This window comes from Flavobacterium ginsengisoli (assembly GCF_029625315.1).
Classification (GTDB): domain Bacteria; phylum Bacteroidota; class Bacteroidia; order Flavobacteriales; family Flavobacteriaceae; genus Flavobacterium; species Flavobacterium ginsengisoli.
This window is the reverse complement of the sequence record NZ_CP121110.1, coordinates 2,686,351-2,699,421: the sequence shown is the minus strand read 5'-3', so window position 1 is coordinate 2,699,421 and position 13,071 is coordinate 2,686,351. Positions and strand designations below refer to the sequence as shown.

Genomic DNA, 13,071 nt, shown 5'->3' with positions numbered 1-13,071 from the left:
AAGCAAACAAACCTCAGTCTTTACAATAAAAGGCTGAGGTTTTTTTATATGGGCATGTTACGACGTGGCGAATAAAAATATCCGTTTCACAAGAGCGATAGCGAACTGGTGAAGAAATTCTTTTATTTTTAAAGAAAAAAAGGACTTCACTTCTATCCCTTATGTAAGTTTGGTAGAATCAGTGGTTTTAATTTAAGTTTATTTTTTCTTTTAATTCATTATAAATTTTTTCAGTGCATGGAGTTTTAATATCTAACTCAATTCCGTAATTAATTATTGGACTGGCAAATAGTTCTAACTCATTATTTGCTTTGTTTGAGTTGATATCAAGCTGTAATGAAGTTGGTGTTTTTGGCGGAAAAGTTGTCGCTTTTTTAAAAGTCTTTTCAATGATTTCCTCACTTAGGTTAATTCCTTTTTTGTCCGCTATAAGTTTAATCTCTTTCATGATTCCTTCAGCTTCATTTCTTTGTAAAGAAACTGTACAGACTTCTCCAATTGACGAATTGTACTTAGAAGTTACTAAACCAAAACTAGCGATAAAAATAAATTTAGTCCAGATTTCAGTAAAAGAATCATCTTTCAATTCAAAATCTACTTTGCTTTCAGATAATAAATCAATGATCCAGTCAATGTTTTCATTAAAATTTTCGGGATCGCGTCCAATAAATATTTTTCCTGGCTTTCCTTTGTGTTCAACAATTCCCTTTTCTTTTATATGAGAAGCGACATAAATACAACTTGGCAGAATAGTATTTTTAGGAATTATTTTTCTTATTCTTTCATAAATGTCAGCCCCATTCATCATAGGTAATATAATGGTCTTTGGACTAATGATTTGAATCATCTGTTTGCAGATATTTTCAAGATCGTATTCCTTCGTGCAAACTAATATTAAATCAGGAGATTGTACCTCCTTTATATTATCATAAATAAATTCAGGTTTTGTAACCGAATTAGGGTGTTCGCTAGAAAGTAAAATTAATCCATTGTTTTTAACAACATCATAAGTTTGCTCTCTTGCAATAAATGTAATTTGATGTTGTTTTTTAGTCTCATTGGCTTGATTAATTTTAAAACCAAAATAACCTCCAACTCCGCCGAGTCCAACTACGACAATATGTTTTCTTTCCATTTTTTTATTTTTTTACAAATATCATTTCTTCTGCGTTTACTAATACTTGTCAAATGATAAGAATTTAGAAATGGGAAGTATCTCTTCTAATACGGCTTAACGAAGTATCTGTAATTCCAAGATAAGAAGCTATAATCTTGAGCGGTACATGTTTAAATATATCGGGTCTTTGTTTTAAAAGCTTTAAATATCTAGTTTCGGCTTTTTGACTTACCATTTCTATAAGTCTATCGTTAAGCTTGTGGTAATTAATTACAAACAACAGTCGGCTAAATTCTCTAAATTGAGAAATAGAATGAAAATTGTCTTGAACAGTCTCTAAACCCGTTTCCCAAAAAGTACAATCTGTAATGGTTTGAAATGTTTCTTTGGTAGGTTCCTTTTTAAAAAAAGAAAGAAAGTCGTTTACAAAACAAGGTGCAGTGAAGATATTTGTAATGATTTCGTCATTATCTTCGTTTAGAATAAAAGACGCCATGTAGCCTTTTTCTAAAAAGTAAGTTTTGGTGCTTACCGTTTCTTTATCCAGTAGAATAGAGTTCTTTTCTAATTTAAAGGGAGTAAAATTTTTAGTGATTTTTTCTACAATCTCTTTTTCTATTGGAAACAGGGAATGGAAAAAGTTATTTAAAACTAATTTATCTTCGGGATTAGTCACTATTTATTTTTTTTGGATTTATTCAAGTATGTATAAGTGCAATCTAGGCCGATTACAAAATGGAAGATAGACTTTTAAAAGTCCGAAATCCTTTTAGCAAGCAACAAACCTCTCTTTGTTGAGAGCGAAAAGTCTCGTAATTTTATGTTGCACTACGAGTTATAATTTTAGGTCTGTAAAGTTTTGTCTAAAACTTTTTTGAATTTATTTTCGAGATTCTAATTCTCTTTTAATTTCTTTTAAATTTTTCAGATTTAAATAAAGGATAAACAACAAAGCAACAGGAATAATATTCATTGCGCTAAAACCTTTCATAAAAACAATGAATATATTAAGAACAAATAAGACAAAAAGGACAACACAAAATATAGCATTGACAGTTTTTAATGTCTTCTGATTTTTTATCAGTTCCTCAGTAGTCAGGTCACTAAATTTTGTTTCTTTCATCTCTATTAAATAAAATTGTTTAACACATTTCCTTTAACTGTTCCAAGTAATCTCTCTGATTGGATAGCCTCGGAATTTTATGTTGTCCGCCCAATTTATCTCTTTCTTTCAACCAGTCATAAAAAAGATTTTCGCGAGCAACATTAATTACCAAAGGGTTCAAAGTCATATTATTGTAACGTTTTGCTTCGTAATCTGAGTTTAAAGTTTGCAATGTTTCATCTAAAACCTTTTGGAAAAGACCAACATCAGCTGGATGTTTCTTAAATTCGATCATCCATTCGTGTGCGCCTTTTTCTTTGTCGTGCATAAAAATAGGAGCAACGGTATAATCTATAACTTCAGTTTGCGTAACCTGGCAAGCTTTCGCAATTGCTTGATCGGTGTTTTCTACCATTAACTCTTCACCAAAAACATTGATATGATGTTTTGTTCTTCCTGTAACTCTAATCCTGTACGGATTCAGTGATGTAAAACGAACCGTGTCGCCAATCAGATAACGCCACAAGCCAGAATTTGTTGTGATAACAATAGCATAGTTTTTATTCAGTTCTACATCTGCTAAACGAATTACTTTTTGGTTTGGAGTTCCAAAAGTGTCCATTGGAATAAATTCGTAGAAAATTCCGTAATCCAACATTAGCAATAAATCACTTGAATTATTTAAATCCTGAATCGCAAAAAAGCCTTCAGAAGCGTTATAGATTTCGTAGTATCTAAAATCTTTGCTTGGCAGACAGTTTTTTGTATTGTTCTTTATAAGGAGAAAAACTTACGCCACCATGAAAGTAAACTTCCAAATTTGGCCAAAGTTCCAATAAACTTTGTTTACCAGTATTTTCTAAAACTTTATTCATTAAAACTAGCATCCAAGAAGGAACTCCTGCAAAACTGGTTACGTTTTCATTTTTTGTTTCGTTAATGATGGCGCCGATTTTAGTTTCCCACTCGCTCATAAGTGAAGTTTTGCTGCTTGGTGTACTGCTAAATTCAGCCCAAATTGGCATATTTTCAATTAAGATTGCCGATAAATCGCCAAAGAAAGTATTGTTGTTTTCGTAAATCTGAGAGCTTCCTCCTAAACGAAGACTTTTTCCTAAAAACAATTCAGAATCTTCATTATTATTCAAATAAAGGCATAAAAGATCTTTACTTCCTTTATAGTGGCAATCTTCCAGCGCTTCGTTACTTACAGGAATAAATTTGCTTTTTGCATTTGTTGTTCCGCTAGACTTAGCAAACCATTTAATTGGTGTTTCCCAAAAAACGTTCTGCTCACCCAAACGTGTGCGCTCAATTAATGGTTGCAATTCTTCATAAGTCGCAATAGGAACTCTTTCTGCAAAGGTCTGATAGGAATTGATACTCGAAAAATCATATTGTTTTCCAATAACTGTATTTTCAGATGCCGTCAATAAGTTGTGCAATAATTCTTCTTGAACTTCATTTGGGTATTTTAAAAAAAGCTCTATTTGATGAATCCTTTGTTTTAGGACCCACGATGCAAACGAATTGATAATAGATAAAGGCATGAATTTGGTTTTTAGTTAACTAATTTTAGGTTTTAAATCTCACAATCTATAGTAAAACTAAAAACTTAAAATTTGAATATCGAGAGACAAGTAGTAACTTTGTATTCATATCAAAAATAATATTTTTTTGTAAAAAACAATTCGATTTGAAGTAAAGATTCTACCCAATAAGTCGAATTTTAACACAAAAAACTTTAAATCTTTTAATAAATCCGAATCAGCAATTATAAATAAAAATACGAATGCAATATCAAGGCGTACTGACAAAAATGCAAACTGAACTTGGAAGCCCAATCCAATATTATTTGGTCTTTGAAGATAGTTTCTTAAATGTTAATCAATTATTAGATAAAGAAATTGAAATCAATTTTGTAGGCTGTCAATGCTTAAATTGTGGTAAAAAGAAAAAATATACCGACAAGGTTTTTGTTACGAGTGTTTTTATTCAAGTCCTGCTGTTGGAGATTGGATTATGAGACCAGAATTAAGCACGGCGCATTTAGGAATTGCAGATAGAGATTTAGAATATGAATCAAAAGCGCAATTGCAACCGCATATTGTATATTTGGCTTCGGCATGCGAAATAAAAGTTGGTGTAACTCGCAAATCGCAAGTTCCAACTCGTTGGATCGATCAAGGTGCTTCTCAAGCTATTGCAATTGTTGAGGTTCCAAATCGATATCTAGCAGGAATTACAGAGGTCGCTCTAAAAGATCATTATACAGACAAAACCAACTGGAGAAAAATGTTGCAGAACTCTGTTCAAAGTTTTGATTTAATTGCAGAAAAAGCGAAGATTGAAAGTCTGATTCCAGCAGAAGTTAAAGATTATTTTTATGCACAAAAAAATGATGTTTACGAGCTTCAATATCCTGTTTTGAGTTATCCAGCAAAGGTGAACAGTTTGAATTTAGATAAGACACCTTCTTTCAGCGGAAAATTAACTGGAATTAAAGGTCAATATTTATTATTTGAAAACGGAACTGTCTTTAATATTCGAGGATCAGAAGGTTATGTGGTTACAATAAACGTCTAGATTTATTGGGAGGTCGTCGATGTTTTTAGTGTAACTATCTAGTTATTTGTTGATTACAGAATAATTTATCGTAATTTTATATCGCTTCCAAAAGCAAAAAATGTAAATATTGATACATTTGGTTACAATTTTGTAACAAATGCTTATTGGAAGAATTTATTTTTAGAAAATAAAAGAGACTAGATTTGAGTCTGTCACTTTTTCTAAAATTTAATTAAGATTTTATAATTCGTAAATTATTCCATAAATGAGTGTTTTAAGCAAAATAAATGTACATAGGCGTAGCATAATGCGCAACCTGACTAAGAATGTTGGAAAAACAAATATGCAGAACGATTTTATTTTGGTTGATAAAAGCGAAATTAAAAGAGTTCTTATTTGTAGGCCAAATGGAAGGTTAGGAAACCTTTTATTAATTACACCGCTTGTTCAGGAAGTGTCCGAAATGTTTCCAAATTGTAAAATTGATTTATTTGTAAAAGGAACATTAGCTCCTATTATTTTTGAAAAATACGATACTGTCGACAAAATAATCCATTTGCCTAAAAAACCATTTAAAAGCTTGATTGCCTATTCAAAGGTTTGGATTTCGTTAAAAAAAACTCCCTATGATCTAGCGATTAATGTAGATCAAAACTCTTCTTCAGGCCGATTAGCGGTTCAGTTCTCAAATGCCAAATACAAGTTTTTCGGAGATTCAAATGATGAAATCGCAGAGAAAAAAAGTGATTTTGAACATATTGCAAAGTATCCTGTTTATAATTTTCGAAATTATTTGGCAAAATTGAGATTGCCAACAAGTAGTAATAAAATAATTGCTCCTTTAGATCTTAAATTAACAGCTTCTGAAATTTCAGAAGGAAGAAAAATATTAGGAGAACTAACAAATAACGACAAAAGAACAATCTGCATTTTTACCTACGCAACAGGTGCAAAATGCCTTTCAGAAGAGTGGTGGGAAAAGTTCTATTCTCAACTTACCGCAGAATATAAAAACTACAATATTATTGAGATTTTACCTGTAGAAAATGTATCTCAAATCGGATTTAAAGCTCCGACATTTTATAGTAAAGATATCCGAGAAATAGGATCTGTTATTGCAAATGCCGATTTGTTTATTGGGGCCGATAGCGGAATTATGCATTTATCAAGCGCAGTGCATACACCAACAATTGGGCTATTTTCGGTATCTAATTTGAAAAAATATGAACCTTATGATAATTGTAGTGTTGGAATAGATGTTAATCTGTACACGAAAAAAGAATATATAAAAACGATAAATTCAATTTTGAGTAGCGGTACCTTAAATATTTATTCGAGAGCAATATAGAAACAAAAAAAATCCTGTTCGAAAGAACAGGATTTTTTTTGTTTCTAAGTTTCTAAGTTTTTTTCTTAGAGAAACTCAGAAACTTAGCATCTTAGTATCTTAGCATCTTTCTAAGGATTCTTCTTCTTAAACAATCCATTCAACAAATCACTTGCTTTTTTAGTCACTTCTTGAGTTTTTTGCTCTTTTTCAGTTTTAGCGACTTGAGTTGTATCTTTTGCTTTTGTGTTTTTGTTGATTAAATCTGTAAGCGCTGATGTTCCTTTTTGAGTAAGTTTTTCTTTTTGCTGATTAACCAATTGTGTAGTCAAATTGCTTACGGCAGTTTTCATATCGGTACTGATTTTCGGATTTGAAAAATTGCCAGTCAAAGAAGCATTGATTGGTATATTATCTAGTTTTGCAAGCATCTGCAGGAGATAATTTCGCAATTAAATTGTTGGCTTCGGTTCCTAAATATTTAGCAGGAACGTCAAATTTAATCGTATAATTCATTGTTTGGTCAAAACCGTGAGTTCCGCCAATTGTAGCTTTAATGTCTTGATATTTAATATCAAATGGTTTTACATTTACTTTTCCATTCTCAAAAGACAATGCCATTTTCAAATCGTTTAGATTCAATTTGTTTAAATCTAAGAACTTAACATTTGAAGTAAGCGAATTTAAAACTGTAGAGTTTTTAGCATTTACAGTAGTTGATAATAATTGGCCTAATAAATCTCCTGATATTGATTTTAAATCTGGAGTCAATTCTTTGGCGTCCAAATTACCATTTAATTTAATAGTCGAATTTAATTTACCGTTAATGATTCCTGCAATTGGAGCTATCTTTTTCATCATATCCAATTGAGTAAAAGTTTGTGCAATATCAACTTGATTGAATCCTAAATTCATATCAAAAGTTGGCACTTTTTCTTTTGTAGAAACAGCTCCGTTAAGTCCAATTGACCCGCCGAAGATATTTGTTTTAAAGTTTTCAAGAGTGGCTTTTTCGTCTTTAATAATCAATCTTCCAGCAACATCTTGAAGTTTTAAGTTGTCGTATAAAACAGTTGTAGCTTTTGCATTTAATGTACAATTTAAGAAAGCCGGAATCTTCATTGCGTCAGCAGGTTTTGCTTCTGTTTTTGCAGTTGCAGGTTCGCCAGAAGTCATAAAGTCATCAACAGACAATTGTTTAGAACTCATATTAAAGTTTCCTTTAAGTTCTTGTTTTTTAAACATAAAACCATAGAAATTCTCTAAAACCCCATTAATGCTGATATCACTTTTTCCAGTTGTAGCATCAAATTGTTTTAAGTTGATCTTACTCGGATTAAATTCAACCAAAGCCGTGCTGATGTTCATCGATTTGTTGTTTTCGTCGGTATATTTAAATCCTGACAAACTCATTGTACCAGCATTTTTGATATTTTGATATTCGCTTTTTTCTACAGAAGCCATATCAAAGTTTGTTGTAACGTCAGCTTTTAAAATACCCGCTAAAGGTTTATCCATTTTAATTGGATATGCTTTAGAAAGATTTGCTAAGTTGATTGTTCCTTTTAAAGCTGCGTCAACAATTGGATTTACAGTTATGTTTTTGATATTCGCTTTAGCGTTAAAAACATCTTGATCAATTCTAAAAGACAACTTATCTAGATTGACATAAGTATCATTTAAGATTCCAGTTTCGTTGATGATTTTGGTATCAATTACAATATTTTGAACCGATTTTGGAAGATTAGGATATTGGAAAGAAGAATTGTTTGAAGCGATTTCGATATTAAATTTAGGAACCGTAGTGTCTGTCAATTCACCTTTTGCAAAACCATTTACAGTAAAATCTCCAGTCGTTTTTACACCTTCTAAGCTAGATGCATAAGCCGAAGGAATTAAACCTAAGAAATTGGTAAACGATGAAGTAGGGGTTTTAAATTTCAAATCATAAATCTGCGCTTTTTCAGCCATTTGAATAAATCCGTCAAACTCTAAAGGCAATTGATTGATAAGAGTCTTGTTTTCTTTAAAAGTATATTTGCTTTTTTCTAAATCAATTCCAAGAACAGCGTCTAAAGTTAGTTTTACATTTTTCATGTAATTCATTTTATCCATGTCCAATGAAACTTTTGCAGAAGATTTTGTTGTTAAATCTAATTTTGAATTGGTAAAATCTCCAGTTCCTTCGTGGTTTAAACTGTCAATAACCATTCTAATTTTAGAACCTTGATCGATATATCTAAAAGTAAAATTCTCGATTTTATAATTCTGAATTTTTAATGCAAGTGGTTTGCTTGCTTCGTCTTTCGTTTCTTCTTTTTTGTCTTTTAAGGCAATATCGAAGTTTCCTATGCCATCTTTATTGAATATAATGTTTATTAATCCGTTTGTTGAACTAATTCCCTGAATGCTTAAAGGTTCATCTTTTCCTTTAAAAAGTTCTTTCACGCTCATTTTTAAATTTAGTTGTCCTAAAGAAACCAGCGTGTCGCCTTCAAAAGGAGCTTTGTTGATAATAACTAATTTCTCGATTCCAACTGTTGCGTTAGGGAAATTCTTGAATAAACTTAAATCTGCATCTGTAAAACTTACTTTAGCATCAACACTTTCATTGATGGCTTCAACGATTTTAGCCTTGATTTGATCTTTAAATAAAAACGGAATGGCAAATAATGCAAGCAACAAATACCACAATGACTATGGCACTTATTTTTAAAACTTTTTTTAGCATATAAATAGATTTGAGGGTTTAACGTGTTAAAATCGACTCTTGCAAAAATAGTTTTTTTTACTAGAGTTTGAAGATAAAGTTTTCTTAATTACGTAAGAATTTTATTAAAATTTTCATATAAAAAAATCCGTTAAGAACTATTTTCAAAACGGATTTTTTAGGGTGTTTATTTTATTATTTCTGAATAAATGAAACTATTTTTTCGACTAGGATTTCAGAAATAGGAAGTGTTTCATTATTGTAACTGGCTAAATTATCTTCCTGATTGCCATCAATGATTTTCATAATATGATTCATCTTGTCAATTATCTGTAGATCTGCATTTTTATTAGCTTGTTTTAAATTTTCTGCATCTTTTACAGCAATCTGCATGTCATTATTTCCTTGCAGGATTAAAACTGGAATAGTAAGCTTTTGTATTTCGGTCTGCGGATTGTATTTAAACCAAGAAATCAAATAAGGCTGAATGCTTGGTCTGAAAAGAGAATTAAGCATAGGATCTACTTTTTTAACTTCAAATCCGTTTTTTAAACTATCAATAATAGGGAAGGTCAAGTCATTAAGTGGTTTCATTGACTTGGCGCCAATTTGAGTTTTTAAGATTTGATCTGCAGGTTCGCCTGCGCCTGCAATAGAAACAAACTTATCTGCTTTTGTACTGGCCACCATTCCAATCAAAGAGCCTTCACTGTGACCGATTATAATTACTTTAGAAAAACGTTTGTCCTGTTTTAAATAATTAATCCAGCTTTTGGCATCTTGAATATAATTTTCAAAAACCAGACTGCTTTCAGATCCGCCAGCTGCTTTGCTTTCTCCAATAGCTCTTTTATCATATCGCAATGATGCAATTCCGTTTTTAGCCAAAGCTTCTGCCAGCATTTTTAACGAGTTGTTTTTCATCATCGGATTGTTCCCGTTTCTATCCGTTGGACCAGAACCGCAATAATTAAAGCAACCGGAAATTTTTTGGTCAAATCTGGAGTTGTCAGCGTACCAAAAATCTGATCGTTGTTAATCTTTAATATTGCTGGTGTTTCCTTAAACGTGGTTTCTTTTTTGTCTTGAGCGTTTATGAAACTCCAAAACAAAACCGTCAAAAAAAGAATTATTTTATTCATCTTAATTCAATTAATAAATATTGATTCCGTAAGGCAGTATCGCTTGCACTCCTTTTTGTTTTTGAAATTTCTTAACCTGCTCTAGAAGTAGGTAATTTTCTTCTCCAATTTCTTCTTTTATAAAAGCTTCTTTAGATTTTGCAAAAGGTAGATTTCCTAGCAAATCGTTAAGTGTTTTTTCATATTCAGGATAATTTTGAGTGCTATATTTTTTTAGTTTAGCAATTTTAGTCGCTTCAGCAATCGCGTCATTTAATCCGCCAATTTTATCAACTAAACCAATTTTTAAAGCTTCGGTTCCAGACCAAACTCTACCTTGAGCAATTGAATCAACTTGTGAAAAAGTCATTTTACGTCCTTCTGCAACATGAGTAACAAACGTGTTGTAGATTTTTTCGACTCCTTCTAAAGTAAAAGCTTTAAATTTCTCGTCTACAGGCAAGAACGGACTATAGTTTGCGGCGTTTTCATGAGTTTTAACCTGCTCAGAATTGATTCCTAATTTATTAGCCAACGGACTAAAATTTGGCAACATTCCAAAAACTCCAATAGATCCTGTAATAGTATTGTTTTCAGCAAATATTTTATTGGCGTTGCAAGCAATATAATAACCGCCAGAGGCAGCATAGTTACCCATAGAAACGACAACTGGTTTTACTTTTTTTGTAACTTCAATTTCTCTCCAAATTAAATCAGAAGTAAGAGCACTTCCGCCTGGGCTGTCAATTCTAAGAACGATAGCTTTAATGTCATCATTTTTTCTGGCTTCTTGCAAAGAACGTCTCATAGAGCCTTCTCCAATTGTGTTTACATCTCCTTCGCCACTTCCGATTTCGCCTTGAGCGTAAATAATCGCAATTTGATCGCTTGAAGCATTATCTAAAGCTGTTGCTAAATGATTTTGAGTATAATCTGAGATTGAAATTTTATTGTAATCTTCATCTTTATCTACTTTCAGCGCTTTTCTAATGGCATCGTGATAAACATCTTCGTAAGCAACAATATCTACTAAATGCTGTTCTTTTGCCATTTCTGGAGTTCTAGCCAAAAGTCCGTTTGCAATTTCGTTTAGTTTAGGTAACGGAATATTTCTGCTTTTTGAAATATCAGCAGATACGGTTGTCCAAATTGAGTTTAAAAGTGCCGTTATCTGTTCTCTGTTGGCATCGCTCATTTTATTATCTAAGAAAGGCTCAACTGCACTTTTGTATTTTCCGTGACGAATCACTTCCATATGTATTCCAGATTTATCTTGGAAATCTTTGAAAAACATAACTTCAGAAGAAAGACCTTTAAAGTCTAAATCTCCGGCAGGATTTATATAAATAGTATTGGCAACAGAAGTTAAATAATATTCTTTCTGCGAATAAGTATTGGCGTAAGCCCAAACAAATTTACCTGATTTTTTGAAGCTTTCTAAAGCGTTTCTTAAATCTTTATATTGCGCAAGACCAAGTGAAGATTCATCATTTAAAATCGAAATTCCTTTAATGTTGTCGTCTGTTTTTGCTGCTTCAATAGCATTGATTACATCGGTCAAACCTATGCTTTTTTTGTCTGAAAAGACACTTACCCAAGGATCTTTGTATTTTCCTGCGTAATCGTTTTTAATTTCTTTTAAATTGAATTCAATAACCGAATCCGATTTAACAGAAACACTGTCGTCTCCGCCAAAAACAACTCCGATAAAGATTGCTCCAAAAAAGAAGAGCATGATAAAAATAAAAATACCGATAACTGTGGCAATTACATTTCCTAAAAACTTCATATGTATATTTTTTTAATAAGTAGCAAAAAACGTCAAAACGTTACAAAAGAGACATCTAAATTTCTGATTGGATTTGAGACGTCGTTTCACAAATATATTGGTTAATTCTAAAATAGTTTTAGTTAATTTGCATTAATTATGAAATTACAGCATCAAGTCGTTTTATCGATAGGCAGCAACCAAGGCAGCAGACTAGAAAACATTCAGAATTGTATTGATTTGATACATCAAAATGTGGGGACTGTTATTGAGGTTTCTAAACTTTATGAAACTCCTGCATGGGGTTTTGAGAGTGATGCTTTTTATAATTGTGCGCTTCTTTTGCATACCAATTCATCTGCGCAAAAAATATTAAATCAAATTTTAAAAGTCGAAAAAGAATTAGGAAGAATCCGCTTAAATCAAGAAGGGTATCAGTCTAGAATTATTGATGTTGATTTAATTGCTTTTGATGATGAAATAATAGATACAGAAAAACTTCAGGTTCCGCATCCGCTAATGCAAAACAGAAATTTTGTTTTACTTCCGATGCAAGATTTAAAGTTAGATTGGAGGCATCCAATTTTGCAAAAAACAATTCCTGAGTTGATTGCAATTACTCCAGATGAAAGTGTTTGTACAGTGGTGCAAAAGTTGAAAAGCCCGATTGATAAAATTCCTTTAAATCAATTCAATTATGTTGCTTTTGAAGGAAATATTGGAGCAGGAAAAACTACTTTGGTGCATAAAATTGCAGAAGATTTTAACGGAAAAACAGTTTTAGAACGATTTGCAGACAATCCGTTTTTGCCAAAGTTTTACAAAGACCAAAACCGATATGCATTTCCGTTGGAAATGTCTTTTTTAGCCGACCGCTATCAGCAATTAGCCGATGATTTGGCGCAATTTGATTTATTTAAAGATTTTATAGTTGCTGATTATCATATTTTTAAATCGCTGATTTTTGCCAAAATAACGCTTGCAGAAGATGAATATCGTTTGTATAGAAATCTATTCGACATTATTTACAAAGAAATGCCAAAGCCAGATTTGTATGTTTATTTGTATCAGAATACGGAAAGATTGTCGCAAAACATTAAAAAACGCGGACGTATTTATGAGCAGAATATAGAAGCAACATATTTAGAAAAAATCAATAACGGTTATCTCGAATACATAAAATCTCAAACCGATTTAAATGTTTTAATAATTGATGTTTCTAATCGCGATTTTGTAAAAAAACACGAAGATTACCTTTATATACTGAATGAAATTAAAAAGAAATTGGATTAAATGTGTCAATCAGAAAATTTGATAATTAGAAAATTCCAAAAACAATTCTCTAATTATCAAAT

At 31.6% G+C, this 13,071-nt stretch carries 8 protein-coding genes and 3 pseudogenes; 3 read left to right on the top strand and 8 right to left on the bottom strand.

Going from position 1 to position 13,071, the window contains the following annotated elements; translation table 11 throughout:
• Positions 1–187: 187 nt before the first annotated feature.
• The 4 genes and pseudogenes from P5P87_RS12575 to P5P87_RS12560 all read right to left on the bottom strand — a co-directional run bounded on the left by P5P87_RS12575 (position 188) and on the right by P5P87_RS12560 (position 3,772).
• Positions 188–1,135 carry a ketopantoate reductase family protein gene (locus tag P5P87_RS12575; protein ID WP_278022748.1) on the bottom strand — a complete coding sequence of 316 codons (948 nt, stop codon included), beginning with the start codon at positions 1,133–1,135 and terminating at the stop codon, positions 188–190.
• Between the two features lie 64 nt (positions 1,136–1,199).
• Positions 1,200–1,793, bottom strand: a complete 594-nt coding sequence (locus tag P5P87_RS12570) for a Crp/Fnr family transcriptional regulator (protein ID WP_278022747.1) — start codon at positions 1,791–1,793, stop codon at positions 1,200–1,202.
• 204 nt (positions 1,794–1,997) lie between these two features.
• Positions 1,998–2,240, bottom strand: coding sequence for a redox-active disulfide protein 2 (locus tag P5P87_RS12565; RefSeq protein ID WP_198854424.1), 243 nt, complete (start codon positions 2,238–2,240; stop codon positions 1,998–2,000).
• Positions 2,241–2,259: 19 nt separating this feature from the next.
• A pseudogene (locus P5P87_RS12560) lies at positions 2,260–3,772 on the bottom strand (GH3 auxin-responsive promoter family protein).
• A 242-nt stretch (positions 3,773–4,014) separates the two neighbouring features.
• Between P5P87_RS12560 and P5P87_RS12555 the strand changes: the two are divergent.
• Positions 4,015–4,808, top strand: a pseudogene (locus P5P87_RS12555) (DUF2797 domain-containing protein).
• Between the two features lie 247 nt (positions 4,809–5,055).
• Positions 5,056–6,138 (top strand): glycosyltransferase family 9 protein, encoded by a 1,083-nt coding sequence (locus tag P5P87_RS12550; protein ID WP_278022746.1) that lies wholly within the window; start codon positions 5,056–5,058, stop codon positions 6,136–6,138.
• 110 nt (positions 6,139–6,248) lie between these two features.
• Here the strand turns inward: P5P87_RS12550 and P5P87_RS12545 are convergent.
• The 4 genes and pseudogenes from P5P87_RS12545 to sppA all read right to left on the bottom strand — a co-directional run bounded on the left by P5P87_RS12545 (position 6,249) and on the right by sppA (position 11,737).
• Positions 6,249–8,848: pseudogene (locus tag P5P87_RS12545) on the bottom strand (AsmA family protein).
• Between the two features lie 174 nt (positions 8,849–9,022).
• On the bottom strand, positions 9,023–9,754 hold the full coding sequence (locus P5P87_RS12540; RefSeq protein WP_278022745.1) for an alpha/beta hydrolase: 732 nt from the start codon (positions 9,752–9,754) through the stop codon (positions 9,023–9,025).
• Positions 9,751–9,969 (bottom strand): hypothetical protein, encoded by a 219-nt coding sequence (locus P5P87_RS12535; RefSeq protein WP_278022744.1) that lies wholly within the window; start codon positions 9,967–9,969, stop codon positions 9,751–9,753. The genes P5P87_RS12540 and P5P87_RS12535 overlap by 4 nt, the downstream gene beginning before the upstream one ends.
• A 10-nt stretch (positions 9,970–9,979) precedes the next feature.
• Positions 9,980–11,737, bottom strand: coding sequence for a signal peptide peptidase SppA (gene sppA / locus P5P87_RS12530; RefSeq protein WP_278022743.1), 1,758 nt, complete (start codon positions 11,735–11,737; stop codon positions 9,980–9,982).
• 138 nt (positions 11,738–11,875) lie between these two features.
• Between sppA and folK the strand changes: the two genes are divergently transcribed.
• Positions 11,876–13,009 (top strand): 2-amino-4-hydroxy-6-hydroxymethyldihydropteridine diphosphokinase, encoded by a 1,134-nt coding sequence (gene folK / locus P5P87_RS12525; protein ID WP_278022742.1) that lies wholly within the window; start codon positions 11,876–11,878, stop codon positions 13,007–13,009.
• Positions 13,010–13,071: the final 62 nt, after the last annotated feature.